At 63.3% G+C, this 25,439-nt stretch carries 27 protein-coding genes and 1 pseudogene; 14 read left to right on the top strand and 14 right to left on the bottom strand.

Annotated elements, in window-relative coordinates; genetic code table 11:
- Window positions 1–34 precede the first annotated feature (34 nt).
- The 4 genes from ACZ889_RS17955 to ACZ889_RS17940 all read right to left on the bottom strand — a co-directional run bounded on the left by ACZ889_RS17955 (window position 35) and on the right by ACZ889_RS17940 (window position 4,005).
- Window positions 35–829 (bottom strand): class II aldolase/adducin family protein, encoded by a 795-nt coding sequence (locus ACZ889_RS17955; protein WP_476239104.1) that lies wholly within the window; start codon window positions 827–829, stop codon window positions 35–37.
- Between the two features lie 16 nt (window positions 830–845).
- Entirely contained in the window at window positions 846–1,790 is a 945-nt protein-coding gene (locus ACZ889_RS17950) for a D-isomer specific 2-hydroxyacid dehydrogenase family protein (RefSeq protein WP_144000112.1), read from the bottom strand.
- Window positions 1,787–2,920, bottom strand: a complete 1,134-nt coding sequence (locus ACZ889_RS17945) for an acyl-CoA dehydrogenase family protein (RefSeq protein ID WP_180690073.1) — start codon at window positions 2,918–2,920, stop codon at window positions 1,787–1,789. Before ACZ889_RS17945 ends, ACZ889_RS17950 begins: the two co-directional genes overlap by 4 nt.
- Window positions 2,921–3,114: 194 nt before the next feature.
- Window positions 3,115–4,005: a LysR family transcriptional regulator gene (locus ACZ889_RS17940; protein ID WP_180690074.1), complete on the bottom strand. Its 891-nt coding sequence runs from the start codon at window positions 4,003–4,005 to the stop codon at window positions 3,115–3,117.
- Between the two features lie 201 nt (window positions 4,006–4,206).
- Between ACZ889_RS17940 and ACZ889_RS17935 the strand changes: the two genes are divergently transcribed.
- From ACZ889_RS17935 to ACZ889_RS17925, 3 genes are all read left to right on the top strand, one after another.
- On the top strand, window positions 4,207–5,172 hold the full coding sequence (locus tag ACZ889_RS17935; RefSeq protein WP_180690075.1) for an ABC transporter substrate-binding protein: 966 nt from the start codon (window positions 4,207–4,209) through the stop codon (window positions 5,170–5,172).
- Window positions 5,173–5,188: 16 nt separating this feature from the next.
- Window positions 5,189–6,145: an aliphatic sulfonate ABC transporter substrate-binding protein gene (locus tag ACZ889_RS17930; protein ID WP_070095443.1), complete on the top strand. Its 957-nt coding sequence runs from the start codon at window positions 5,189–5,191 to the stop codon at window positions 6,143–6,145.
- Window positions 6,146–6,490: 345 nt separating this feature from the next.
- The gene (locus tag ACZ889_RS17925; RefSeq protein ID WP_180690076.1) at window positions 6,491–7,477 is read left to right on the top strand and encodes a DNA-binding protein; all 987 of its coding nucleotides are present in this window, start codon (window positions 6,491–6,493) and stop codon (window positions 7,475–7,477) included.
- Between the two features lie 112 nt (window positions 7,478–7,589).
- Here ACZ889_RS17925 and ACZ889_RS17920 read toward each other — a convergent pair whose 3' ends face one another.
- A complete protein-coding gene (locus ACZ889_RS17920; protein WP_108190842.1) occupies window positions 7,590–7,841 on the bottom strand; it encodes a hypothetical protein in 252 nt (83 codons plus the stop codon).
- A gap of 8 nt (window positions 7,842–7,849) precedes the next feature.
- On the bottom strand, window positions 7,850–8,350 hold the full coding sequence (locus tag ACZ889_RS17915; RefSeq protein ID WP_014862024.1) for a DUF4142 domain-containing protein: 501 nt from the start codon (window positions 8,348–8,350) through the stop codon (window positions 7,850–7,852).
- A gap of 152 nt (window positions 8,351–8,502) precedes the next feature.
- On the opposite strand from ACZ889_RS17915, the gene ACZ889_RS17910 reads away from it, so the two are divergent.
- Window positions 8,503–10,062, top strand: a complete 1,560-nt coding sequence (locus ACZ889_RS17910; RefSeq protein WP_180690077.1) for a sensor domain-containing diguanylate cyclase — start codon at window positions 8,503–8,505, stop codon at window positions 10,060–10,062.
- Window positions 10,063–10,114: 52 nt separating this feature from the next.
- Here the strand turns inward: ACZ889_RS17910 and ACZ889_RS17905 are convergent, their stop codons facing one another.
- Both ACZ889_RS17905 and ACZ889_RS17900 read right to left on the bottom strand, forming a co-directional pair.
- Window positions 10,115–10,618: a GNAT family N-acetyltransferase gene (locus ACZ889_RS17905; protein WP_108190839.1), complete on the bottom strand. Its 504-nt coding sequence runs from the start codon at window positions 10,616–10,618 to the stop codon at window positions 10,115–10,117.
- A 17-nt stretch (window positions 10,619–10,635) separates the two neighbouring features.
- Window positions 10,636–11,349: an MgtC/SapB family protein gene (locus tag ACZ889_RS17900; RefSeq protein ID WP_004374444.1), complete on the bottom strand. Its 714-nt coding sequence runs from the start codon at window positions 11,347–11,349 to the stop codon at window positions 10,636–10,638.
- 397 nt (window positions 11,350–11,746) lie between these two features.
- Between ACZ889_RS17900 and ACZ889_RS17895 the strand changes: the two genes are divergently transcribed.
- Window positions 11,747–12,214: a sterol desaturase family protein gene (locus ACZ889_RS17895; RefSeq protein WP_004374446.1), complete on the top strand. Its 468-nt coding sequence runs from the start codon at window positions 11,747–11,749 to the stop codon at window positions 12,212–12,214.
- A gap of 43 nt (window positions 12,215–12,257) precedes the next feature.
- Here ACZ889_RS17895 and ACZ889_RS17890 read toward each other — a convergent pair whose 3' ends face one another.
- On the bottom strand, window positions 12,258–13,151 hold the full coding sequence (locus ACZ889_RS17890) for a bile acid:sodium symporter family protein (protein ID WP_012052327.1): 894 nt from the start codon (window positions 13,149–13,151) through the stop codon (window positions 12,258–12,260).
- Window positions 13,152–13,335: 184 nt separating this feature from the next.
- On the opposite strand from ACZ889_RS17890, the gene ACZ889_RS17885 reads away from it, so the two are divergent.
- The 7 genes and pseudogenes from ACZ889_RS17885 to ku all read left to right on the top strand — a co-directional run bounded on the left by ACZ889_RS17885 (window position 13,336) and on the right by ku (window position 18,819).
- The gene (locus ACZ889_RS17885) at window positions 13,336–14,199 is read left to right on the top strand and encodes a Dyp-type peroxidase (protein ID WP_180688022.1); all 864 of its coding nucleotides are present in this window, start codon (window positions 13,336–13,338) and stop codon (window positions 14,197–14,199) included.
- A gap of 89 nt (window positions 14,200–14,288) precedes the next feature.
- A complete protein-coding gene (locus ACZ889_RS17880; RefSeq protein WP_476257641.1) occupies window positions 14,289–15,200 on the top strand; it encodes an aldo/keto reductase in 912 nt (303 codons plus the stop codon).
- 4 nt (window positions 15,201–15,204) lie between these two features.
- Window positions 15,205–16,488, top strand: coding sequence for an NTP/NDP exchange transporter (locus tag ACZ889_RS17875; protein WP_476258024.1), 1,284 nt, complete (start codon window positions 15,205–15,207; stop codon window positions 16,486–16,488).
- A 204-nt stretch (window positions 16,489–16,692) separates the two neighbouring features.
- Window positions 16,693–16,818 (top strand): annotated as a pseudogene (locus ACZ889_RS17870) (con-10 family general stress protein); the annotation flags it as partial.
- 58 nt (window positions 16,819–16,876) lie between these two features.
- Window positions 16,877–17,074: a hypothetical protein gene (locus ACZ889_RS17865; RefSeq protein ID WP_060545108.1), complete on the top strand. Its 198-nt coding sequence runs from the start codon at window positions 16,877–16,879 to the stop codon at window positions 17,072–17,074.
- Window positions 17,075–17,324: 250 nt separating this feature from the next.
- Complete coding sequence (locus tag ACZ889_RS17860; RefSeq protein ID WP_070095439.1) at window positions 17,325–17,912, top strand: 5'-methylthioadenosine/S-adenosylhomocysteine nucleosidase family protein; 588 nt, start codon at window positions 17,325–17,327, stop codon at window positions 17,910–17,912.
- Window positions 17,913–17,997: 85 nt separating this feature from the next.
- Entirely contained in the window at window positions 17,998–18,819 is an 822-nt protein-coding gene (gene ku, locus ACZ889_RS17855; protein WP_180688023.1) for a non-homologous end joining protein Ku, read from the top strand.
- A 21-nt stretch (window positions 18,820–18,840) separates the two neighbouring features.
- Here the strand turns inward: ku and ACZ889_RS17850 are convergent, their stop codons facing one another.
- From ACZ889_RS17850 to ligD, 5 genes are read right to left on the bottom strand one after another with little or no spacing between them, the layout of a single operon-like run.
- Window positions 18,841–19,500 (bottom strand): glycosyltransferase family 2 protein, encoded by a 660-nt coding sequence (locus ACZ889_RS17850; protein WP_180688024.1) that lies wholly within the window; start codon window positions 19,498–19,500, stop codon window positions 18,841–18,843.
- Window positions 19,497–20,096 (bottom strand): class I SAM-dependent methyltransferase, encoded by a 600-nt coding sequence (locus ACZ889_RS17845; RefSeq protein ID WP_180688025.1) that lies wholly within the window; start codon window positions 20,094–20,096, stop codon window positions 19,497–19,499. Before ACZ889_RS17845 ends, ACZ889_RS17850 begins: the two co-directional genes overlap by 4 nt.
- 11 nt (window positions 20,097–20,107) lie before the next feature.
- Complete coding sequence (locus tag ACZ889_RS17840) at window positions 20,108–20,863, bottom strand: PIG-L deacetylase family protein (protein WP_179052848.1); 756 nt, start codon at window positions 20,861–20,863, stop codon at window positions 20,108–20,110.
- Window positions 20,860–21,903 (bottom strand): acyl-CoA dehydrogenase family protein, encoded by a 1,044-nt coding sequence (locus ACZ889_RS17835; protein ID WP_180688026.1) that lies wholly within the window; start codon window positions 21,901–21,903, stop codon window positions 20,860–20,862. Before ACZ889_RS17835 ends, ACZ889_RS17840 begins: the two co-directional genes overlap by 4 nt.
- Window positions 21,904–21,943: 40 nt before the next feature.
- On the bottom strand, window positions 21,944–24,445 hold the full coding sequence (ligD, locus tag ACZ889_RS17830; RefSeq protein WP_180688027.1) for a DNA ligase D: 2,502 nt from the start codon (window positions 24,443–24,445) through the stop codon (window positions 21,944–21,946).
- Between the two features lie 127 nt (window positions 24,446–24,572).
- Here ligD and ACZ889_RS17825 point away from each other — a divergent pair, with 127 nt between their 5' ends.
- A complete protein-coding gene (locus tag ACZ889_RS17825) occupies window positions 24,573–25,037 on the top strand; it encodes a phosphotransferase system, HPr-related protein (protein WP_180688028.1) in 465 nt (154 codons plus the stop codon).
- Window positions 25,034–25,258, top strand: coding sequence for a metallothionein (locus tag ACZ889_RS17820; protein WP_004374480.1), 225 nt, complete (start codon window positions 25,034–25,036; stop codon window positions 25,256–25,258). The genes ACZ889_RS17825 and ACZ889_RS17820 overlap by 4 nt, the downstream gene beginning before the upstream one ends.
- The last annotated feature ends 181 nt before the right edge of the window (window positions 25,259–25,439 follow it).

Genomic DNA, 25,439 nt, shown 5'->3' with positions numbered 1-25,439 from the left:
GCCAATTCAGGAACAGGCAAAAGGTGCCTTGGAGTCAGTCCTGGTAATCGCGGCCCTCGCGATCCAACTGCCGAATCAGCGCATCCCAATGCCGCTGGATGCTTTCCCCCTGACCATCGGAAAACCGTTTGGACTGCTCATGCACCTTGGCAATCGCCGCCTCTGAGGCATGTAACAGTTGGTCGTTGCCCCCGGCCTGGGCGGCGACCTGGATGTTGCAGGCCCGCTCCAGCCCATGCAGCTCACGGAACGCGTGTTCCACGCTGACACCTCCGGTCAGCAGCCCGTGGTTGCGCAAAATAAGAATGTTGCTGTCGCCCAGATTGGCCACCAGCCGTGCTTGCTCGTCCAGGTCCAGGGCGACGCCTTCGTAGTCGTGGTAAACCACGCGGCTGTAGTAGGCCAAAGCGTGCTGGGAGATCGGCAGCAACCCGTCGCGCTGGGCGGACACCGCCGCGCCGTCGCGAGTATGGGTGTGCAGCACAGCCTTGAGATCAGGCCGTGCGCGGTGGATGGCGCTGTGAATGACGTAGCCGGCCTGGTTGATGCCCAGCCCCAGCGGGTCGTCGATGATTGCGCCGTCGACGTCGACCTTGACCAGGTTGGAGGCGGTAATTTCGTCGAACAGCAGGCCGAACGCGTTTATCAGAAAATGCTCGTGCGGCCCCGGCACGCGGACCGAGAAGTGCGTGTAGATGTGGTCGGTCCAGCGCAGCAGCGCAGCCAGACGGTAAGCGGCGGCCAGCTTGACCCGTACCTCCCACTCTTCGGCGCTGACCCGGTCGCGTACGTTGCAGGTGCTGGTGGTGACGGCAGACAGTGAACTCATGGGTGCTCTCCGGTAATCAATAGCCGCGCGCCGTGTCGACCAGGTTGGCCAGGGGCGCCTGCTCGTGGTAGCGGTGGAAGTTGGCGATGAAGGCGTCGAGAAAGGCCGGGTAGCCGTCCTCGGAAATGGCCGAGGTGTGCGGTGACAGGAACACCCGAGGGTGGTGGTACAAAGGGTGGCCTGCCGGCAGTGGCTCGGGTTCCGTGACATCCAGGCTGGCCCGGCCGATCAAGCCGCTGTCCAGGGCGTCGAGCAGGGCCTGTTGGTCGAGCAAGCCGCCGCGGGCAATGTTGATCAGGTGCAGGCCGGGGCGGGCATAGGCCAGGACCTGGCGGTCGATCAGGCCACGGGTGGCCGCAGTGAGCGGGGCGGCCAGCACCAGATGGTCGCTGCCGGCGAACAGCTGTCGCAGGTCGGCCACACGTTCTACGCCAGGGATGTCTGCGATGGCCTGGCCGGGGCGGCTCAGGGCCAGAACCCGAAGCCCCAGGGCCACGGCCTTGCGCGCCAGGCTCTGGCCGATACTGCCGAAGCCGAGGATGCCCAGGGTGCGGCCACGCAAAGGTGCCAGCGGGGTCAGGCGCCAGTCGGCGTCCTTGACCCACAGACCGGGCAGTTGCTTGGCGGCGGCGAACACCAAAGCCAGGGCAAACTCGGCCACTTGTTCGGCGTTGGCGCCTTTGCCGCTGGTTACCGTTGCACCCTGGAACACCCAGTCGGGGTAGAAGTCGATGCCCGAAGACACCAGTTGCACCCACTTCAGGCCCCAGGGCCACCCGGGTGGCGGGGTGTCTACGCGTTGCCCCCGCACATTGATCGGGCGCAGGATGAACACATCGGCGGGGGCTTCGACAGCCAGCTGGTCGGGGGCGATATCAATGACTTCATGGCCTGGCAAGTGTTCGCGCAGGTGCTGGTTGGCCTGGTCGTCGAGCTGGCTGGCGATGATCGAGTGGTTCATGCCTGTACCTCCGTCAGCGCGGCACGGCCGACCTGGCCGAACACCACATCGTCCTGTGGGGTGTGGATCCGGCTGCAGAGTACATCGCGGTAGTGGCGCTCCAGCGGGTTGCGCCGCGACAGCCCGGGATTGCCGGCGGCCTCGATGGCCAGTTCCACGGCCTGGATGGCGTTGGCGCTGACCAGATGCTTGAGCTGCCCGGCATGCTGGGGTGAGATGTGCCCGGCGGCGGCACCGTCGAGCAGGCTCTGGTTGGCGAACAGCAGGGTGTCGATGCGGCCCAGTACATGCTGGAAGCGTGGCAGGCTGGCCAGCGGCGCCCCCAGGTTGGAAGGTGTGCGCTGCTTGAGAAAGCCCGCCAGCCAGTCGCGCGCGGCGCGGGCCACGCCGTCGTATACGGCCGGCAGTAGCACCGCCATCCACAGTAGGCTCTCGCCGTCGAGTTCGGCCTTCGGGGCACTGGCGGGGCTGACGCTGACGGCGTGGTCGAGGGGAATCAGCACATCGTCGAAGCGCACTTCGTGGCTGCAGGTGGCGCGCATGCCCAAGTGGTCCCAGTCATCGATGATCGTGATGCCAGGCGTGTCGCGGTGCACAAGGAAGCCGCCGACCAACGGGTCGTTGTCGTCGCTGCGGCCCCACACCAGGTACCAGGTCAGGCCGTGGCTGCCGGTGGAGTAGATCTTTCGCCCGTTCAAGCGCCAGCCTTCGGCCGTGCGGCGCGCCACGGTGGCGGGCAGGCCACCACGGGCCGGGGTGCCCAGTTCAGGTTCGACGCGCAGGGCGTTGATCAGCGCGCCGTGCCGCACGGCATCGTAAGCCACGCGCTGGCGCAGAGGCTGGGGCCAGCGTGCTTCGTCCTGCAGGCGAAAATGTTGCAGGTATTGCATCACCAGGATCAGCGCGGTGGCCGGGTCACCCTTGCCGACCGCGCCGATCACCCGGCGGGCGCTGGCAAGGTCCGCGCCGCCTCCGCCGAGGGCACGGGGTACGGTGAGGGCGAGCAGCCCGTGGCGGTGCAGCAAGTGGAAGTTGTCGTGGGGGAACTGGGCGCTGCGGTCGTAGCGCTCGGCGTTAGCTGCGAGGGCCTGCGTCAGCTCGGCGAGCGCGCTGTCGGACGGTTGACTCATGAGGCTCATCCCTGAATGACGGTGTACTGCTTAAGACCGTATTCGTATGGATGAAGGCTGTAAAAGTCTTTTTAGTTCTATGCTAATTATTAGTTTTTCTAATTTAGTATCTTTCTGGTTATGCGCATATTGCATTTAGAGTTAGGGCCGTATTGCAGCCCTTTCGCCACACAAGGCTGCACCGGCCAGTGATCTCAACCCAGCAATCGATGTCCCGCCACCTCACCAAAAAGCTCCACTGGCTCCTGCAAATTACCCAGGTAGCGCGGATGGAACAGCCACAGATCCACCTGCGGCTTGAAATCGCTGATATTCAGTACATCCAGCGCATTGCGGTGCCGGCTGGTCTGCAGCAGCGGCTCGGGAACCAGTCCCAGGCCTTGGCCATTGGCGACCAGCCCCAGTTGCAACTCGGTGCCGAAGGTTTCCAGGTTGATCGACAGGCTCAGCCCTTGCTCACTCAATGCCCGTTGTAACCCGGCGCGGAAGCCACAGCCATCCGGGTTCAGCACCCAGCCGCGGGTGTAGCAGTCCTTGAGTTTGTAACTGCGCTTGCCGGCGCCGCCCTTGGCCGTGACCACCTTCAGCGGCATGCGCGCGATCGACTGGCTGGCGATCCCTTCGGGGAAAATCTTGCCTGGCGGGAACAGCGCCGCCGCAGCGTCCAGCTCACCATTTTCCATACGCGCGATCAGGCTGCTGCCCCAGCCGCTGGTGACCTGGGTGCGCAGTTGAGGGTAGGTCTCGCGGATCTGTGCCAGGGCGTCGAGCAGCACAACGTCGCCCAACGTCTGCGGCACACCCAGGCGCAAGGTGCCCGATGGCGCGCCATCGTTGGCTACCAGTTCACGCAGTGAGTCTATTTCGCGCAGGATCGCCTTGCACTGCTCGTAGACCCGCAAGCCCATGGGGGTGGGTTTGAGCGGCTTGGTGTTGCGGTCGAGGAGGGTGGCGCCGAGGTCTTCCTCGAAATTCTGCACCCGCCGGGTGATGGCCGGCTGCGTCAGTTGCAGGGCCTCGGCGGCAAGGTTGGTGGACTGGCAACGAATGACGGCGACGAAGGCGTCCATATCATCGATTTTCATAATCGGCGCTCTCTGGGTCGAACGGGAAAAAATCAGGCATCAGCATCATCGCACTGGAGGGTAGTGCCGTCGGGATGATTCTAGAAGATAAAAACGCATATTAGGTTATTCCTAAAATCAATTTAATTTATTTAAAGGATCTCGCTAGAGTCGCTTGACCCGGGCCGCACGATGCTGCCCGCCAAGACACCGAGGAGCATCATGTCCATCCGAACGAAGCTGCTGACCGTTGCCGTTGCCCTGCTGCTGGCCGGTCATGCCGGCGCCAGCGAGCGCCTGACCCTGCGCATCGGCGACCAGAAGGGTAACATGCGCGCCCAGCTGGAGGCCGCCGACGCCCTGCGCGACCTGCCCTACGACATCCGCTGGGCCGAGTTCCCTGCCGCCGCGCCGCTGGCCGAAGCGCTCAACGCTGGGGCGATCGATGCCGGCATCATCGGCGATGCGCCACTGCTGTTCGTGCTGGCCTCCGGAGCACCGGTCAAGGCCATCGCAGTGGACAAGTCCGACCCTTATGGCACGGCGTTGCTGGTGCGGCCGGAGGCGCCGCTGCGCAGTGCGGCCGAACTCAAGGGTAAGCGCATCGCCACCGGGCGAGGGTCGATCGGGCACCACCTGGCACTCAAGGCGCTGGCCCAGGCAGGGCTGACCGAGAAGGATGTGGAGTTCCGTTTCCTTGGGCCGGTGGACGCCAAGATCGCCCTGGCCAACGGCTCGGTGGATGCCTGGTCGACCTGGGAGCCTTACACAGCGCTGGCCGAGTTGAGTGGGCAAGGCCGTGTGTTGGTCAACGGTCGTGGCCTGTCCACCGGCAACAGTTTCCTTGCCGCCACCGACAAGGCGTTGGAGGAGCCTGGGCGTCGTGCAGCGCTGCAGGACTATCTCAACCGCCTGGCCGCAGCGCAGGTGTGGGCCAACCAACACTTGGATACCTACTCGAAAACCTTGGCAGCGATCATTGGCTTCCCGGTAGAGGCCGCCCGCTTGCAATTCGAGCGTCGGCAGCTGCGCTGGCAAGTGATCGACACGCAAACCGTGACCGAGCAGCAGGACACCGCCGACTTCTACCACGCCCACGGCCTGATGACCGAGCGCCTCGATGTGGCCCCGACCTTTGCCACCGGCTTCACCCTTCCCGCCGCCGCCAAGCTTGCAGCGCAACCCTGATCCCGGAGACGTACCCATGACCTTTAAACCCCTGCGCCAATTGGGCCTGGCGCTGCTCGCCAGCGCCTTGCTGCCAAGCCTTGCCAGCGCCGAGCAGACCTTGCGCATCGGCTACCAGAAGTCGTCGACCCTGCTGACCCTGCTGAAGGCCCGGGGCAGCCTCGAACAGCGCCTGCAGGCCGAGGGCATTCGTGTGACCTGGCACGAGTTCCCCAGCGGCCTGCCGCTGCTGGAGGCCCTGAACCTGGGCAATGTCGACCTCTCGGCGGACGTTGCCGACACCGTGCCGGTATTCACTCAAGCGGCAGGCGCCCAGTTGACCTATTTCGCCCGGGAAGCACCTTCGCCGACCGCCCAGGCGATCCTGGTGCCGGCGGATTCACCGCTCAAGACCCTGGCCGACCTCAAAGGCAAGCGTGTGGCGGTGACCAAAGCCGCTGGCAGCCACTATCTGTTGATCCAGGCCCTGGCCAAGGCCGGGCTGACCTTCAAGGACATCACCCCGGCGTACCTGATCCCCGCCGACGGCCGCGCCGCCTTCGAGAACCACAAGGTCGATGCCTGGGTAACCTGGGACCCTTACGTGGCCAGCGCCCAGCGTCAGCAGAACGCACGGATCCTGGCCGACGGTAGCGAACTGGCCAGTTACCAGCGCTATTACCTCGCCGGCAGCGACTATGCCAAGGCGCATCCTGAGGTATTGCAGCAGGTGTACCTGGCATTGCGTGAAGCCGGTGCCTGGACCAAGGCCAACCCCGAGGCCGCTGCCCGCATCCTTGGCCCGCTGTGGGGGAATCTGGACAGCGCCACGGTGCAGCAGGCCAACGCCCGGCGCAGTTACGATGTGCAGCCGGTGAAGCTGGACAACCTGACCGAGCAGCAACGGATTGCCGACGCGTTCTATCGCGAGGGGTTGTTACCCAAGGCGGTGGATACCAGTGCGGTTGACGTGTATCAGCCGCCTAGCAACTAGCGTGGTGTTTCAGAAGTACCACTGAAAATCAGCTGCAGTGCCCGCACCGCGCGGGCGCCGCCTTCTCGGGTGGATCCAGCACAACCCAACGATGCCTTGAGCCTCCTCGACAAACCGGACTCACAGTTCATTCTCCGCGTGCTCCAGTGACTGGAATCGTCGTGCTTACCCCGCAATACCTCATCACCACTTGCTGACTCCACTCATTCGAGCAATTTGCATGCTCACATACGATAAGCCGTGATTATTCCACCTGAGGAAATGTTTGCAGGAGAGGTTTGCTATCGCCATAATTGGTACGTAATTACATGTTACATAACACAGTACAAAATCGTAGGAGCAAGCATGGCCCGTGGCGGTATCAACAAGGTGGTAGTGCAGCAGGCGCGTCAGGCACTGATCGCCCGGGGTGAGAACCCCAGCATCGATGCCATACGTATCGAGTTGGGTAATACCGGCTCCAAAACCACGATTCACCGCTACCTCAAGGAACTGAACGGCCAGCAGCCGGTGGCTTCCGAAGGCGGGGTTGCGCTGAGCGATGTGCTGAGCCGCTTGGTTGGGCAACTGGCAACCCAGCTGCAGGACGAGGCCGACCTGAAGATCGAGCAGGCCGAGAGCACCTTCACGCAACAGCGCGAGACGCTTGAGGCGCAGCTGGAAATCGCCCAGCAGGCACTGGCTGCAGCGCACCAGCAACACAAGATCGATGCAGCGGCATTGGCTGCAGAGACAGAAAAACTGTTGTCCACGCAGAGCACGCTGCAAGCCGAACAGCTGCGCAGTGCCAGCCTCAACCAGTCGCTGGGTGAGTTGCAGGTGCGCCTGACTGACAAGGACGAGCAGGTCAAATCGTTGGAAGACAAGCACCGCCATGCCCGCGACGCCCTGGAGCACTACCGCAATGCCAGCCGTGAACAGCGTGAGCAGGAACAGCGCCGCCACGAAGCGCAGTTGCAGCAGATGCAGGTGGAATTACGTCAGATGCAGCAGGGCATGATCGTCAAGCAGGACGAACTTACCCGCTTGCACCGTGACAATGAGCGTTTGCTGGGAGAGCATCGTCAGGCGGCCAGTGAATGCCGGGCGCAGGATGAGTTGCTGGAACAACGCGATGCGCAGATCCAAGGCCTGCGCACAATCCTGGCCCAGGCACAAGGCGCCAGCGAAGAGATGCGCCGGCAGCTGGATGTGCAAGCCCAGAGCCTTGAAGCCAGGCGCGACGTGTGCACCGAGCAGGCGCGGCAGTTGCAGTGGCTTGAGGAGCAGTTGAAGGCGCGTGACGAGGCGCTGGCGCAGTGTCGCGCGCAGTTGGCCCCGGTCGCAGATTAATCAGGCGTTTCCTGGTGGGTGGTTTCTTCCTTGATTACTGGTCTCGTTGCCGGCAAGCCATGTGCGATCCCTCGGGAACCGGCTTGCCGGCGACGGTCACCACAGACGACTGTCAGCCTTCAGCGCGCCTGGCGGCCTCTACGCCTGCCGCCGACAGCTTGATCGGGTAGTGCACGCTGATCTGATGATCACTGCTTATCGCCACGCTACCGTCGTGAATCAAGCCGGCTTCCTGCAACGTCTTGAGCATGCCGGCCACCGCCTTTTCGCCGCGGTAGTTGTCCAGCACTTCCTTGCCTAGCCCTTCGGGGTGCGCATGCAGCAGGCGGGTAAGTACTTCGGTCTTCAATGCATCGTTACTCATGTGCGGCCTCACTTGCCGTGCTTGGACTGAAGGGCTTTGGCCTGCTCCAGGTGCTGTTCGAGTTTGGGCAGCGTTTCGCTGGCAAAGGCCTTCAGTTCAGCCTTGTCGGACGATGCAGCCTCTTTCTTGAACAGCTCCACCGCTTTTTCGTGAGCGTCGACCTGGTTGTTGAGGTACGACTTGTCGAAGGACTCATCGCGCCACTCCAGGATCATTTTCTTGATCTTGTCGGTCATCGCGGCTTCATCCGGAACCGAAATGTCCAGTTTGCGGGCAATGTCGCCGAGTTTCTGGTTGGCCTGGGTGTGGTCGGTGACCATTTGCTGGGCGAATGTCTTGATCTCGGCGTTTTGGCTTTTCTCCTGAGCCAGCTTGCCAGTCACCACTTCGGCAATGCCGGCTTCGGTGGCCGCATCGACGAAATCATCGGAAGTCGCGGCCATTGCTTGCACCGATGCCAGGCCCAACACCATGGAAAAACCAACGCGTCTGATGAAGAGACTCTTCATGCTTCACTCCTTTAAACCGTGGCGCGACCTCAATGTCGCGTACGGTTGAGGGGGAAGGCGGGGCAAAGGTTTAATCTTTTTTGCCGCCGGTTCCGACCGTGCGACGCTGAACTATAGTGAAAACGGCGAACGCGGTACGGCCAGGGATTCCAATGTGCGCAGCCAGGAAACAGGACGACGATGGGCTTTACGCCATAAGTGGCGAGGGCCGCGCGGTGGCGCTGTTCCGCCTGGTACTGGCGTTCATGCTGGTGGTGATGCTGGCATTTGTACTGGTGGAAGGTTGGCGCATCTGGCGCGACTACCGCTTTGCCTATAACAATGCCGAGAACATGGTCAGCAACCTGGCCCGAGCCACGGCGCAGCACGCCGAGGACGCTATCCGCCAGGTCGACGCCATTACCGCAGCCTTGGCCGAGCGGCTGGAAGGCGATGGTTTCGATCACATCGACCGGCCCCGCCTGCACGCCTTGCTGGCCCAGCAAAAAAGCATCATGCCGCAGTTGCACGGGCTTTTCGTTTACGGCCCGGACGGCAGCTGGATCGTCACTGATCAGGCGGCCATCCCGCCCAACGCCAATAACGCCGACCGGGACTACTTCGCCTATCACCGCAGCCATACCGACCCTGGTGTACGTATCGGTTCGGTGGTGCGCAGCCGTTCCACCGGCGACCTGATCATTCCTATTTCCAGGCGCCTGGAGTATGCCGACGGCAGCTTCGCCGGCGTATTGCTCGGCACCATCAAAGTGGCGTGGTTCGTGCGTTACTACGGCGACTTCAAGATCGACGAACGCGGCGCGCTGGTGCTGGCCAAGCGCGACGGCACCCTCCTGGTGCGGCGCCCGTTCGTGGAACAGGTGATAGGCCGAAGTCTTGCCAACAGTGAGATCTTCCGCAACCACTTACCGTATGCCACAGAAGGGGTAGCCGAGGCGGTAGCGGTCGTCGATGGTACCCCTCGGCTGTATGGCTACCGCGCGTTGTCCAGCTACCCGTTGGTCGTGGAGGCGGGGCTGTCGCGTGAATCCATTGTCGCGCCCTGGCGGTACGATGCGATCAAGTCGGTGGCGGTATTGCTGCTGTTGTTGGTAGGGCTGGCAGCGTTTGGCGGGGTGGTGCTGCGCCAACTGCGCGAGCGGATCGCCATCGAGCGGGCGCTGCTCCAGGCTCACCAGACGCTGAAAGCGTTGGCCTTGACCGACAGCCTTACCGGGCTGGGTAACCGTCGGCGGCTGGATGGGGTGTTCGAACCTGAGCTGCGCCGTGCACGGCGCCAAGGCTACCCCCTGGCGCTGGTGATGCTAGACCTGGATTACTTCAAGGCCTACAACGACCGCTACGGCCACCCGGCTGGCGACCAGTGCTTGCGACGCTTTGCCGAAGTGCTGCAGCAGGCCTTGAAACGGCCGGCCGATCTGGCGGTGCGCTATGGTGGGGAGGAGTTTACGCTGTTGCTGCCCGATACCGATGGCCGCGGGGCGGAAATGCTGGTGCAGGAGTTACAGCAGCTGGTGCGCCGACAGGCACTGGAACATGCCGCTAGCCCATTGGGGAGGGTGTCGTTCAGTGCCGGGATCGCGGTGGTCGACCTGGCGCGGGAGGGCGTCACTGCCGAGGCGCTGGTCGCGGCGGCGGACGGGGCGTTGTACCAGGCCAAACAGCAGGGGCGGGATGGGTATTGCGTGGCGGGAAATGTGGCGGCGGGGTAGGGTTGCTGACCTGGATGGAGATTGCGCAGGCGCCATGCGTCGCGATGAAACGCTAAAGCCCCAGACGCATTGCACAACGCCCGCTGAGACCGTGAGCATGCTCGCTTGCGAGGATGCTCTGGAGTCGTTCGCAAAGCCGGCTTTCCTGAAGCATCTCAAACCCTAAACGGGCATAAAACGGCGCATTCCACGGCACATCCACAAAGGTGGTCAGCGTCAGCTCGCGCACACCGGCGCAGCGCCCTGCATCGACCACTTGCTGCAGCAACCGGCGCCCAACACCTTGCCCTTGGGCCTCCTGGCGAACCGATATTTCATGAAGGTGCAATGCCTGATCCGCCAGCCGCGCGCAGGCAAAACCCACAATGCGCCCAGCCGGGTCCTGCGCCACCCAACTACCACCTGCCTCGACGAAAGCCCTGTGCGCTGCGCAATCCATGACTTCGCCTTGCGCCAGCCAGGCCAGTGCCGGCCAACTGGCAAAAGCCTGGGCTGCCGAGCGCTCGACGTCCGGCAGCCACGTGATGTCCCGTTCAAGGGTAGGGCGGATAAGCATGAGTCACTCCTGTCGTTCTAATCCGTCGCCAGCACCTGCGGCTGTAGTTGCCAGCGCACCGAGCTTACACCTTTCTCCAGGCTGACCCTGCTGACCAGGCGCTCCAGTTGCGCCGGCGCCTGCGCGGTGCCCAACAGCTCGGCGCGCACTTCCAGGCGCGCAGGGTTGTCCAGGTCCTGGCTCTGCAACGACTGCAGGCGCAGTTGTGGATCGCCCAGGCTGTGCAGCATCAGGCTACGCACCTGGATCTCGTCCTCGCCGCGGCAGACGATACGGACTTCGAAGTGCTGTTCCACCTCGCTGGCCGGCACCACGTCCTGACGGTCCAGGCGCTGGGCGATATCACGCAACAAGATGTTGGCGCAGAGCACCACCAGGCTACCCAGTGCCGCCTCCATCATCAGCCCGAGGCTGCACAGCACGCCGACCGCAGCCGTGCACCACAAGGTGGCCGCGGTGTTCAGGCCACGTACATTGAAACCATCGCGCATGATGACACCACCGCCGAGAAAGCCGATGCCCGACACCACATAGGCTGCGACCCGCGACGCATCGGCAGGCGCCATGCCTGGCACCGCCTGGGTCATCAATACGAACAGGCAGGCACCGGTACTGACCAGCGCATTGGTGCGCAGCCCGGTCAGGCGTTGGCGCAATTGCCGTTCGGCACCGATCAGCGCCCCCAGCACCAGGGCAATGCTGACGCGCAGCAGAAATACTTTCCAATCCATAGCAAACCTCTTCCGCAGGCACACGCCTGCATGAACGCCATCAGTTGGCGCGGTTGAAATAACCAGAAATTGCGCAGGACCACGCGGAGGGAAGGAGAAGCGGGGGTTACAGGAAACCACCGTCTTGCCAGAGCGGCCAGACAGTGCAGAACACTGCCGGGCTAGCGCGCCACGCGGGCCTGTCGCAAGCGACTGGGGCTACTGTCCAAGGCAGGTCTCCTGTTGAGGAAGGCAAAATTGCGTCGCGGACCATACGCCGCAGGGCAGAGCAGGTCAAGGGCAAAAACATGACAATGGCTTCATCCGGGAACGGCCTGCTGCCGGTCACGCCCACATGGAAAAAACCCTGGGCAGCCGGTAACCTTGCGCCTTCCTTTGCCATCACCCGGACCGTTCCATGCTGTTCAATCTCGCCATATTGTTCGGCACCCTGGTGGCCATGGAGGGCGTTGGTACGCTGGCTCACAAGTACATCATGCATGGCTGGGGCTGGTGGCTGCACCGATCGCACCATGAGCCACACCTGGGCATGCTCGAAACCAACGACCTGTACCTGGTGGCCCTGGGGCTGATCGCCACGGCGCTGGTGGCGCTGGGCAAAAGTGGTTATGCGCCTTTGCAGTGGGTGGGCGGTGGTGTGGCAGGGTATGGGGCACTGTATGTACTGGCCCACGACGGCTTCTTTCACCGGCACTGGCCGCGCAAGCCGCGGCCGGTCAACCGCTACCTGAAACGCTTGCACCGCGCGCACCGCCTGCACCATGCGGTGAAGGGGCGCACGGGGAGCGTGTCGTTCGGGTTCTTCTATGCGCCGCCGCTGAAGGTGTTGAAGCAGCAGCTGCGCAGCAGGCGCAGCCAATCGTGACGCATCCCTGGCACGCCCGGCACCTGCCGGGCATTGGGTGACGTCAGTTCACGGTTTCACCCTTGGGCTCTGCCGCCACATGCCCGCGGCTCACCCACCAGCCAAACCCGGCCGCGGTAAAGAACATGATCAAGCTGTACAACGCAGCCGGCACCGCCATGGTCGCGTTGTTCAGCAGCGAAGGGCTCAACGCCAGGGCAATCGCCAAGGTCCCGTTATGGATGCCAATTTCCATACCAATGGCAATCGCCTGGCGCTTGGGAATGTTCAACAGCCGCGGCACCCAATAGCCCACCGTCAGGCTCAGCAGGTTGAACAGCAGCGCCGCCAGGCCCACCACCGGTGCGTACTCGACCACTGTCTGCCAGTCCTTGGCCAGTGCCAGGACGATGGTGAAGGCCAGGAACAGCGCAGCCACCAGCTTCATCGGTTTTTCCATGCGCGCAGCGAACGCCGGGGCAAAATGGCGAATCAGCATGCCCAGCGCCACCGGCAGCAAGACGATGGCGAACACCTGCATGACCTTGGCGAACTGCAGTGGAATAGCCTGGTCCGAGGCCATGAACCAACTCAGCGACAGGTTCACCAGCAACGGCATGGTCAGGATCGCGATCAGTGAGTTGACCGCCGTCAGGGTGATGTTCAACGCCACGTCGCCGTGGGCCAGATGGCTGAACAGGTTGGCCGTGGTACCGCCCGGCGAAGCAGCCAGCAGCATCAACCCCACTGCCAGGGCAGATTCCAGACCAAAGCCGTTGGCGATCAGGAAGCACACCAGCGGCAACAGCAGGATCTGGCACACCAGGCCCACCACCACGGGCTTTGGGTACTTCACCACGCGAGCGAAGTCAGCCAGGGTCAGCGACAACCCAAGGCCAAGCATGATGATGCCCAGGGCAAGCGGCAGAAACGCAGTGAGCAGGGGCGAGGCGGTCATGAGGGGTCTCTCGGGCGAAGGATCTGAAGCAGTGTAGGTCGGCCTTGATTGATAGCTAATTGCAAAGGGCCAGCTCTTGGTAACCGTTTGTTACCACGTGCAGCGGCTGGCGAGGCTGCATGCCGCATTGCAGCAGGCATGCAGGCGAAGTAGCATTCCGTTTTTACCTTAGGATTAGCCTGATATGCCGTTCCAGCAAGGTCTGCTTGCCACCCCGGTGCCGGCCCACGCCCGTCACCTGTTCTTCACCCTGCAGTCGCCCGAGGCGTTGCCTGCCGCGCTGGATGCCTTGCTGCCGCAGGTCGATGGCAAACAGTTGCTGCTGGGCGTAGGCGCCCCGCTGGCCAAGGCCCTGGGCCGTGAAATACCAGGCCTGCGCCCGTTCCCGCTGCTGGATGCTGCAGTGGAGAACCCCAGCACCCAACACGCCCTGTGGCTGTGGCTGCGTGGCGACGAACGTGGCGACCTGCTGCTGCGCGCCCAGACCCTGGAGCAGGCGCTGGCACCCGCCCTGAGCCTGGCCGACAGCGTTGATGGCTTCCTGCACCGGGGCGGCCATGACCTTACCGGTTATGAAGACGGCACCGAAAACCCGGTGGACGAAGAAGCGGTGCAAGCGGCCATTGCCGCAGATGGCTCCAGCTTTGCCGCGTTCCAGCTGTGGAAGCACGACCTGGAATACTTCAAGTCGCTGCCTCAGGCTGACCAGGACAACATCATCGGCCGTCGCTTGAGCGATAACGAAGAACTCGACGACGCCCCCGAGTCCGCGCACGTCAAGCGCACCGCCCAGGAAAGCTTTGAACCCGAGGCGTTCATGGTCCGTCGCTCGGTAGCCTGGGCCGACCAACGCGGCGCCGGCCTGGCTTTCGTCGCCCTGGGCAAGAGTTTCGAGGCATTCGAGGTGCAGCTGCGGCGCATGAGTGGCCTGGAAGACGGCATCATCGACGGGCTGTACCGCTTTAGCCGCCCGCTGACGGGGGGCTACTACTGGTGCCCGCCAATGAGCGAGACGGGTGTTGATCTGAGCCCCTTGCTGCGGGCCTGATCTCTAAACATCCAGATACAGAAACACCCGCAGGCGAGGGACAGAGCGGCTAGGCTTGAAAGTTTCCGATTCATGACGGGAGATTTTCCATGTACGCACGTCGTGAAGTCCTACGCGCAGGTGCAACATTGGGGTTGCTGGCCGCCGCCAGCCCTTGGCTGCACGCTGCCGCACCGGCGGGTTTGCTTGCGCGCAAAGTCCCGTCCACCGGTGAAGCGTTGCCGGTGATCGGTGCCGGTACGTCGGGCAGTTTCGAGGTAGAAAGCGGTTCGCCCCAGTACCTTCAGCTCAAAACGGTGCTGAAGGCATTTTTCGAAGGCGGCGGCCGGGTGATCGACACCTCGCCCAACTACGGGGGCGCCGACAGCATTCTCGGCCAGTTGCTGGAAGAGGGCGGCTGGCACCGCCAGTGCTTCCTTGCCACCAAGATCGCCGCCAATAGCCGGGCTGAAGCCCAAGAGCAGTGGGCCGGCAGCCTCAAGAGCCTGCGCACCGACAAGGTCGACTTGCTGCAGATTCACAACCTGCGCGACTGGCAGACCCAGCTGCCTTATGCCCGCGAGCTGAAGCAGCAGGGCGGGACGCGTTATGTCGGCATCACCCATTACCTGAACAGTGGTCACGACGACGTCGCCCGTATCGTGCGCAGCGAGCCGCTGGACTTCATCCAGATCAACTACTCGGTCAACGCGCCGGACGCTGCCCGGGAACTGCTGCCGCTGTGCCAGGACAAGGGCGTTGCGGTGTTGATCAATCGGGCCTTCGACGATGGCCGGCTGTTCGCCCGGGTCAAAGGCCAGGCCTTGCCGGGCTGGGCTGCCGAAGCAGGCATCGGCAGCTGGGCACAGCTGTTTCTCAAGTTCGCCATCAGCCACCCGGCAGTGACCACGGTCATACCCGCTACCAGTCGACCTGACCGCCAGCTCGATCAGCTCAAGGCCGGGCATGAGCCAATGCTCACCCAAGCGCAGCAACAGGCGCTGATCACACAGTTTGCCTGACACCATGCAAGCCTGGCGGCGGCGCCTGGACCAAGGGCTGAACATTCAGCCTGGTGAGGGGCCGGCGGTCATCGCCGGCTTGCTGCTGTTCTACCTCCTGTTCACCGGTTACTTCATGCTGCGCCCGGTGCGCGAAACCATGGGCGTTGCCGGTGGCGTGGAAAATCTGCAGTGGCTGTTCACCGGCACCTTCATTGCCACGTTGGCGTGCCTGCCGCTGTTTGGCTGGCTGGCATCCAGGGTGCAGCGCAGGCATATCCTGCCTTGGACTTATGGTTTTTTCGCCAGCAACCTGTTGCTGTTCGCGGCACTGTTGGCCGGTAACCCTGACGATCTCTGGACCGCCCGGGCGTTCTATATCTGGCTGTCGGTGTTCAATTTGCTGACGATCTCGCTGGCCTGGAGCGTGCTCGCCGATCTGTTTTCCACCGCCCAAGGCAAGCGGCTGTTCGGCCTGCTGGCAGCCGGGGCCAGCCTGGGCGGGCTCAGTGGCCCCGTGCTTGGCACGTTGCTGGTGGCGCCGCTCGGCCATGCCGGGTTGCTGGTGCTGGCGGCGGTATTTCTGCTGGGCAGTATCGGCGCAACACTGTTCCTGCAACGCTGGCGAGCACGCCAACCTATTGCGATGCAAACCAAACACCAGGACGCGCGGCCACTGGGTGGCAACCCGTTTACCGGCGCCACCGCCGTCCTGCGCTCGCCCTATCTGCTAGGCATCGCTTTGTTCGTGGTATTGCTGGCCAGCGTCAGCACATTCCTGTACTTCGAGCAGGCGCGTATTGTCAGCGAAACCTTCACTGACCGCACCCGGCAGACACAGGTGTTCGGCCTGATCGACACGGTTGTGCAGGCCCTGGCCATCCTCACCCAGGTCTTTCTTACCGGGCGCCTGGCCCGTCGGCTGGGTGTCGGTGTGTTGCTGGTTGCAGTGCCGCTGATAATGGCTGCCGGCTTCTTGTGGCTGGCACTGGCCCCGGTGTTTGCCCTGTTCGTGGTGGTGATGGTGGTGCGCCGGGCAGGTGAATACGCACTGGTGCGGCCAGGGCGGGAGATGCTGTTCACCGTGCTGCCCGCCGAGGACAAGTACAAAGCCAAGAACTTCATCGACACGGTGGTCTACCGTGGTGGCGATGCGCTGAGCGGCTGGGTCAAGCGTGGGTTGGACGTCATGGGCGAGCACCCGCAATTGGCGATGCTGATCGGCGCGCTGCTTGCCGTGGGCTGGGCCGCGACGGGTGGCTGGCTGGGCCGGCGCCAGGCGCGCATGGATAGCCCGCCGCACCACTGACACGCGCACCAAATACGGCGATGCCGCTTATTTAACGCCACCGGTCCGAACCTCTCGTAATAAAGCGAATCTGCCGATATCGCCGAACTCCGAATCTGTGTACGGCATCTTGCCGTGCATTCCGAAGTCATATGAGGTTTGAACACCATGGCCACTAAAGACAACAGCCGCACCGGCAATCAACAAGGCAGCCAAGGCGGTAACAAGAACCCGGGCAATTTCGCCAATGACCGTGAAAAAGCTTCCGAAGCCGGTCGCAAAGGCGGCCAGTCCTCGGGCGGCAACATGCCCCACGACCGCGAGTCGGGCCACAAGGGCGGCCGTTCGTAACTGACCAAGGCGCAGTGCCGGGGCGACCTGGCACTGCAATTATCCAAGGGGGTACTCCATGCGACTGACTCCACTGATCATCCTGATGGCGGCGCTGAGCTTGGTCGGCGGCTGTTTCGACCGCGACAATGACCACCCTGGTAAAGATTCCGACCCCAGCAAGCCTTCGCTGCAGATGCAGCAACCGGATACCCAGCCTGCACCGCAGCCTGCGCCCGACCCCGAGCCGATGCCGGGGCAGAAGCCGAGCCAGTAAGTAGACAAGGAGCACGGCATGACGGTGATGAACCGCAATGCTGCAAGCGCTGCGTAGCCCGCATTCGTTGCCGCATTGCAGGCTCAGGGCCGGATCCGCAGTGGGCCGCCGCCGGTAAATAGCCGTTGGTGAACGACGATCGAGGGCAGCACCCGCTTACCAAAGGTGACGGTGTAGGCAGGACTTGCATTTAGGCTGTGTTGACCGACAATGGCCGCGCCCTTTGCAGCCACTCGGAAACACCTGCTCCATGATGCTGATCAAGCAATTTCCCGACATTTCCCTGAATGACACGCTGTTCGTCTTTGCGCTTGAGGCCGAGGCTGGCGATGTCTTTACCGAGGTGAACACTGTGTTCACCGGCATTGGCAAGGTCAATGCCGCTATCGCCCTGACCAAGGCGATCGCAACGCGCAGGCCCAAACTTATCGTCAACCTGGGCTCGGCTGGCAGCCAGCGTCATGGCAAGGGCGAAGTCGTGTGCTGTAACCGCTTCGTACAACGCGACATGGATGTGACCGCGCTGGGCTTTGCCCGTTATGAAACACCCTTGTCCGACACCCCGGTGGTACTCGAACACGGGGCGGCAATACCCGGCCTGGCTTTGGAAACCTGTGGCAGCGGTGACAGCTTCGAGATCAACCATGGCGACGCGCCTTACGACGTGGTCGACATGGAAGCCTATGTGCTGGCATTGATCGCGCGTGACGAAGGTATTCCGTTCGTGTGCCTGAAATACATTTCCGATGATGCCGGCAGCGAAGCCGCGGGGGATTGGGCGGTGCAAGTGCACCTGGCGGCCGAAGCGTTCAAGCGGGTGCTGTTCAGCCAGGCGTGACGGTCGCCGCAGGGCAGGCCAGCTAAACCTTTGTCGCTCGGCGCAGTCACTTCTGGTATCAGCAGGCAACCCTGGGAGCACCCTCATGGCTCGGGCAATCTGGAAAGGCGCCATCAGTTTTGGCCTTGTGCACATCCCTGTGGCACTTAACACCGCCGTGCGCACCGAGCGTGTGGACTTCGACTGGCTGGACAAACGCAGCATGGAGCCGGTCGGCTACAAGCGGGTGAACAAGGTGACCGGCAAGGAAATCGACAAGGACAATATCGTCAAGGGCGTAGAGTTCGAGAAGGGCCGCTATGTGGTGATCAGTGAGGAGGAAATCCGCAAGGCCCGGCCCGAAGCGACCCAGACGATCGATATCTTTTCCTTTGTGGAAGCTGGCGATATTCCGCTGCAGCATTTTGATACGCCGTACTACCTGACCCCGGACCGCCGTGGCGGCAAGGTGTATGCCTTGCTGCGCGAGACACTGGAAAAGACCGGCAAGGTGGCACTGGCCACCGTGGTATTGCATACCCGGCAGCACTTGGCGCTGCTGCGGCCTCTGGACCATGCGCTGGTGATGATCACCTTGCGCTGGCCTGAAGAGGTGCGCGGGCTGGAAACGCTGGAGCTCGATGCCAGCGTGACCGACAGCAAGGTGGAGAAGCGTGAGCTGGAGATGGCCAAGCGCCTGGTAGAGGACATGAGCGGGCCCTGGAAGCCTGAGGATTATCATGACGCCTTCCGCCAGACGATCATGGACCTGGTGGAAGAGAAGACCAGCAAGGGCAAGATCGAGGCGGTGGAGAAGGGCGACGCGGGGGGGGCCGAGAAAGGTGCGGACATCCTCGATCTGACCGAGTTGCTCAAGCGCAGCCTGGGTGGCAAGAAACCGGTGAAGAAGACGCGAAAGGCTTCATGAACACGGCCAACGCCATTAAGTTCAAGACTGCGCCTGCAACCCAGCCAGGTAGTCACCAAACCCTTGTCGGGCGCGGCTGTCACGTCGACTGCTGGTGGCCACACTATGCCTGGCGGTCCAGACGATCTGGGCGCCGCTGGCCTGCAGGTCACTGACCAGTTGCACATCTTCATGCGCCGCCAGGGGCTGGAAGCCACCCACACGCTCATAGGCATCGGCACATACCCCCAGGTTTGCGCCGTGCACATGCCGATGCCCTTCACACGCCTGGTAGCGGCTCTGGTACAGCTTGCGCAGCGCGGCTGTCTGCCAGGGTTGCCAGTACTCGACATGCACGGTGCCGCAAACCACCTCGGCGCTGCAGGCCAGCTGCGACAGCAGCCAGTGCGCCGGGACCCGGCTGTCCGCATCGGTGCACGCCAACCACGTGGCGCCCCGCTCGACCATGTGCGCCGCGCCCACGCGACGTGCCATGCCGACATTACCGGCATCCACCTCCAGTAGGTGTACGCCGAAACGCCGCGCCACGGCGGCGCTGCCGTCACTGCAGCGGTCCAGTACCACCAGCACTTCCACGTGCATTCCCGCATACTGCGCCTGCTGGGCAGCGATCAGCACTGCCCGCAGGCATCGCCCAAGGCGGCGGGCTTCGTTGTGTGCCGGGATGACAACGGCAATCATGGGCACGTCTCGTCGAGATCGACAACGCTTGGCTGGCATGACCAGTACTCCAGCAAGAAGTCCGCCTCCTCATGGCGGAACTGCTGATGCAACGACAAATGCCGGGTCAACAGGCGGTGCACGTCGCGACCGTCCTGCGGGCAACCCGCGATAGGGTGCTTCCAGTCGCAGGCCAGTAACGCGCCGTCGTAGGTAAGGCTGGCCACCGATTGTTCGATCACCTGCAGCCAGTCGGTGGGATCAAGGTAGTAACCCACCTCGCTGAGCACGATCAGGTCAAAGCGGCCGCCGGGCCAGTCCCCCGGTAACCGGGCCCGTTCGACCGAGGCATTGTGCACGTGAGCCAGGCGTTCACGGGCCAGGCCTACGGCCGTCGGGTCCAGGTCCTGGCACAGCAGTTCGGCGCAACGCTCGGCCAGCAGCGCGCTGAGCTCGCCATTTGCGCAAGCTGGCTCAAACACGCGCTGATAGCACTGGCGTGGCAGGCTGGCCATCACCAGCTCGCGTTTGCGCCTCTCGTACCAGCGGGTGCGAAAGGCCCAAGGGTCTTCATGGGTGGCGTATAGCTCGGCAAAATACTGTGGATCGAGGCTCATGACAGCTCCACTCAAAGGAACACCAGTTCGAAAGGTTGCAGAAGGCAATCCAGCAGGTGCGGCGGTAGCACCGGCGGCTGCTCGCCGTCCGGCTGCAGCTGGCTGACGTGGGCGGCCAACGCCTTGCGCTTGCGTGCCAGACGGCTTTCATCGAGCTGCACGCGGTGCGCACGGGGCCATGGCAGGCGCGGGTCGTCAGGCTCGGCCCAGTGCCAGGCCCAGACCGGTACCTCAGCCAATTGCACCCCACGGGCTGCAGCCGCCTGCGCAGCGGCGCGGCCGACGACCTCGTGATCGCAATGGCCATCACTGCGCCAGGTGGCCATCAGCAGGTCATTGGGGCGAAGTAACTGCGTGAGGTGACTGGCCAGAAACGCTTCTTCGCGCGGCAACTGGCCGTCCTTCAGATGGAGCCTGCGCCAGTCCAGGCGCTCAAGGTCAAGGTCGAGCTGTTGCAGGGCCTGTCGGCTTTCCTGGGGGCGCTGGCGGCGCAAGCGATGTTCGGTCCAGTGGCTGGAGCCGGGGTGGCTGCCTTCGCCGTCGGTGGCGGAGATCAGCACCAGCTCGTCCTCGCGCCCCTTGAAGCCTGCCAGCAGGCCGCCAGCCATGAGAATTTCGTCATCCGGATGCGGCGCAATCAATACCAGCCGGCGCCCCGGAGGGCACAGTTGGCGTGAGTCGAGCCAGGTTGCACGCGCCAGGTGCGCGCTATGTTGCCAGGTTGCCCAAGGCGTGCCACCTGCGGCCTGGATCAGGTTCTGGCTCATAGTTGCCACACCCCGGCTGGCAATTGGGCCAACTGCTGGCCCAGCATCGCCAGATCACGCTCGGCGTGGCTCTGACGCAGGAACACCGGCAGGTCGGCGCTCAGCCGGGCAAAATGACTGCTGCGACAGAACGGCGTGGCCCCCAAGGCACGCCCGACGTGGCTGATAACCTGCTCTACGGCCTGTTCTACTTGGGCGCGGGTGCGGCGAACTTCGAAACTGGCATCCACACCGGGCTGCTGATCGATCCAGGCAGCACATTCACGCAATGACGCACGGGCGCCATGCAACGCAGCATCCACAGCGCCCAGATGCGCATCGGCATGCGGGTCTGGGCGGGGTTTGCGGCACTGTTCACGCAGGTAATCCGCCAGCGCCTCGGCCGCGCCGTACCAGCAGGCGGCGATACCCGCACCGCCTTGCCAGAAGCCAGGGCGCGAGAGGTATTGGCCTGGCGTGCCGATGAGCGTGCCTGGGGTATCGTTGAACGCCACCTCGACACTGGCGGTAGTGGCCATGCCAACGGCCTGCCAGTGCTCGATGTTCAGGCCCTGGCTTGGCTGTGACAGCTCGATTGCCACCAATTGCGGCTGCTCGGCCTCATCCCAGGCAGTAATCAGCGCGCGATCGATCTGCAAGGCACCGGAACACCAGGCCTTGGTGCCGTTGAGGCGCACCTGGTCGCCTTCACGCGCAGTGATGTGGACCCGCGCATCGGGCGGCTCTGCCGCCCACACGCCCCAGATGCCGTCGTTGGCGTGGTGCGCTGCGCCGCATTCCGCCAGGATCGCCAAGGCATCGGTATGGCCCTCATAGAGCTTGGCCAGTGCCAGGTCACAGCCGGCCACCCGTGCCAAGGTCTGCCAGCGACGCAAGGTGTTGCCTTGCCCCGGCAACGGTAGCAGGTCGAGGTGGTCAGCTTGCAGCGCTTGGATCAGTTGCGGCAATTGGGTATCGAGGTTGAGCGGTAGCTGGCGTTCGCCAAAGGCGCGTAAAAGGCGGTCAAGGGTGGTCAGGTTGAAGTCCTGAACGATGCTCATGGGCGTGGCTCCCGGGTCGTGTCCAATCGCAGGGGCGTCATCATTCGAGCCCTAGCTGCTTGCGCATGCGCGCGGTGATCGACTGGCGTACCTTGCCCATGTCGGCCCAAGGGTCGTCGACCTCCGCCAGGCGCTCGCGCAGGTTGGTGATGTTCCATTGGTTGGCGGCTTTGATGTGCGCCAGTTCATCACGCCAGATAGGCACCGATACAGGCAGCCCCTCACGGGCACGCAGTGAGTAGGCGCACGCCGTGGTGGCGCCCTTGCCATTGCGCAGGTAGTCGATGAAGATGCGTCCCACGCGATTTTTCGGCCCCGACACCGCACTCAGGCGCTCCGGAAACAGCTTGGCCAGGTAATTGACGATGGCGTGGCTGAAGTCCTTGACCTCGTCCCACCCGGCTCGCCGGGTCAAGGGCACAACCACGTGAATACCCTTGCCACCACTGGTTTTCAGGAACACCTTCAGGCCCAGTTCGTCCAGCAGGGTGAGGGCCAGTTGGGTCGCCTCCACCATCGCCTTCCAGGGCAGCGCAGGGTCAGGGTCCAGGTCGAGCACGAAACGGTCCGGTTTGTCGAAATTCTTGTCCGTGGCGTTCCAGGTGTGCAGTTCCAGCATGTTCATCTGCACCGCGCCCAGCAGCGTGTCCGGGCGATTGATGACCATCGCCGCCTGGCCTGCCTCGGCCTTTTCGTAGCTGAGTACGTTGGGTATATGCAGCTGGCCCGCGTTTTTCTGGAAGAACAACTCGCCACCCAAGCCGTCCGGGGCGCGCACCAATGCCACCGGGCGGTGCTTGAGCTGGGGCAGGATCCACTGGCTGATGCCGGCGTAATACTCGGCGACTTCGCGCTTGGTCACACCCGTGGTGGGATCAATGACCCGGTCGGGGTGGGTCAGCCGCAGTTCACCCAGGTTCTCAGACGCCTTGGCCTGCTTGTTGCGGTTGGATACAGTTTTTGCGGGCATGGCGCGCTCCAGGTCAATGGCGGTTGCCGCCTTGTCATCGCGCAGGCCGTGGAACACCGAATGGCGCACGATGCCGTCACGGGTCATTTGGGCATAGGCAACTTCGGCCAACAGCTGCGGCCGCAGCCAGTGCACACCACGCGCTTCGGCTCCGGCAGGCGGCGAGGGCAGGGCAGGGCTGGCGATTTCCAGGGGCTTGAGCCGCGCATGGATGCTGGCCAGTGTCGTGGTATTGAAGCCGGTACCGACCTTCCCGGCATAGCGCAGCTCCCCACTGTCGTTGTCGTGCAGGGCCAGCAGCAGGGCACCGAAGCCGCTGCGGCTGCCTTTGGGGTCGGTGTAGCCGACGATCACGAACTCCTGGCGTTGCTTGCACTTGAGCTTGATCCAGTCTGGGCTGCGGCGGCCGCTGTAAACACTGTCAGCTCGCTTGCCGATCAGGCCTTCCAGCTTCAGCCGGCAGGCACTGTCGAGCAGTGAGTCGACAGGTTGGTCGAAATCGGCGGAATACTTGATGACGTCGGAATGGTTGTGCTCAAGCAGTTGGCGCAATGTCTCGCGGCGGTGCTGCAGCGGTAGCTGTCGCAGGTCCTGACCGCCCAGAAATGGCAGGTCGAACAGGTAATAGGTGATGCGTTCGTCGTGCTCGGTATCGAAGGCGTTCTGCAACGCCTGGAAGTCAGCCATGCCATTCTCATCAGCTACCACCATTTCGCCATCGAGCCAGGCCGAGTCGATGCCCAGCGCGCGCAGGGCGGCAACCTGCCGGGGCATCTTGCTGCTCCAGTCATGGCCGTTGCGGGTGAACAGGCGGATGTCCTGGCCCTCGATGCGGGCCAGGATACGGTAGCCATCGAACTTGACTTCGTAGCGCCAGTCGCCGCTGGGGGGAGAATCCACCAACGTTGCCAGCTGTGGCTGTAGCTGTGCTGGCAAGGGGGCAGCCTGAGCTCTGTCGGCGCGTTTACGGCTGCTGCGCGAGGCAGTGGCTTTTTTTGCAGCGGATTTGCGTGGCACCAGCGTGCGCTCGCTGAGCACGCTTTCGGGCAGGGCCTCGACAATGCTGTACTCGGTTTCGCTGCGCGCCTGGGCGTCGTGCGACTTGACCAGCATCCATTGCTCTTTTTTGCCGGCCAGGTGGGTGCGGAACAGGTTCCACACGCCGCCTAGCTTCTCACCCTGCAGGCGGAATCGCAGCTTGCCTTTGGCGTAGGCTTCATGCGCATCGCCTTCAGGCTCCCAGATACCGCGGTCCCAGACGATCACGTCCCCTGCACCATAGTGGCCTTCTGGGATACGGCCCTCGAAATCGGCATAGTCCAGCGGGTGATCCTCCACATGCACTGCCAGGCGGCGCACCTTGGGGTCCAACGACGGGCCTTTGGGGATCGCCCAGCTTTTCAGGGTGCCATCGAGCTCCAGGCGGAAGTCGTAGTGCAAATGACTGGCGTCGTGTTTCTGGATGCAGAACTGCAGCGCATGGGCCCGTTTGCCACGTTTGCGTTTGCCGCTGGGCTCGGGTGTGGCGTTGAAGTCGCGCTTGCGCGCATATTCCTGCAGGGGCTTGGCCATGGCGGGCTCCGGGCAGATCACAGTCTCTAAGGTGGGAGGTGCCGGCCGAGGCGGTAGTTCAAAAAACTCTGAATCTTCCGTGAGCTGGCGGAGTCGACCGAATGAAGCCACCTGATGGAGAACGCACATGGCCCGACCCGATGCACCTAAGCCATACACCCCCACCGAAATCGATGACACCGAAGACCGCATGGGCAGCGTGCATGAGCTGGATTTCGATGAACGCCTGGATGAGCGCGAAGGGCGGGTGGGCGACGAGCGACCGGCCGCCGAGGTCGACCGTGAGTTCCCCCCCCGGCGCGTGGCGCAAAGTGGCATGACCGGCGGCGAGGCGCTGAGTGACAGCCTGCATGAGGACAATGTCACCTATGACGATTTGAGCCCGGACACCCTGCTGGACGAAACCGGTGCCCGCGACCCCCACGAACCGGGCGGCAGTGACGGCCCGGCAGACCAGCGTCTGCGCGAGGTGGATGCCGATGAGATCGGTGGCGGCATTGGCCTGGACGAGGCCGAACTGGCCCGATCCGCGCCGCTGGACGGGGTGCCCTGGACCGATGATGTGATAGACGACGAGGAGAGCAAGCCATGAACGAACAACGCTGCGCGTGTACGCACTGCTCCTGCACGGTGGATGCCAATGCCTTGCAGCGTGACGGCAAGGCCTATTGCTGCGAGGCCTGCGCCAGCGGCCACCGCAAGGGTGAGCCATGCCGGATGCAGGACTGCCATTGTGGTGAAAAGCCGGGCGAGAGCGCGGTGGACAATGCGCTGGATGAAACCTTTCCAGCGAGTGATCCGATTTCACCCTGAAGCCAGTAGGCGGGCAGCCCTTTCACCCGATCGCCCAGTCCTTTGAACCTCGGGTGTTGCGCGGGGTTGGTTTCTTGGCGCGCCCCCCCCGTAGGAGCGGGTTCACCCGCGAACACCGGCAAAGCCGGTGCCATGCAACGTGCTGCCTGCTTCGCGGGTAAACCCGCTCCTACATTTACGG

Source organism: Pseudomonas sp. TE3895, assembly GCF_056278855.1.
This window is presented reverse-complemented; position numbering and strand designations above follow the sequence as displayed.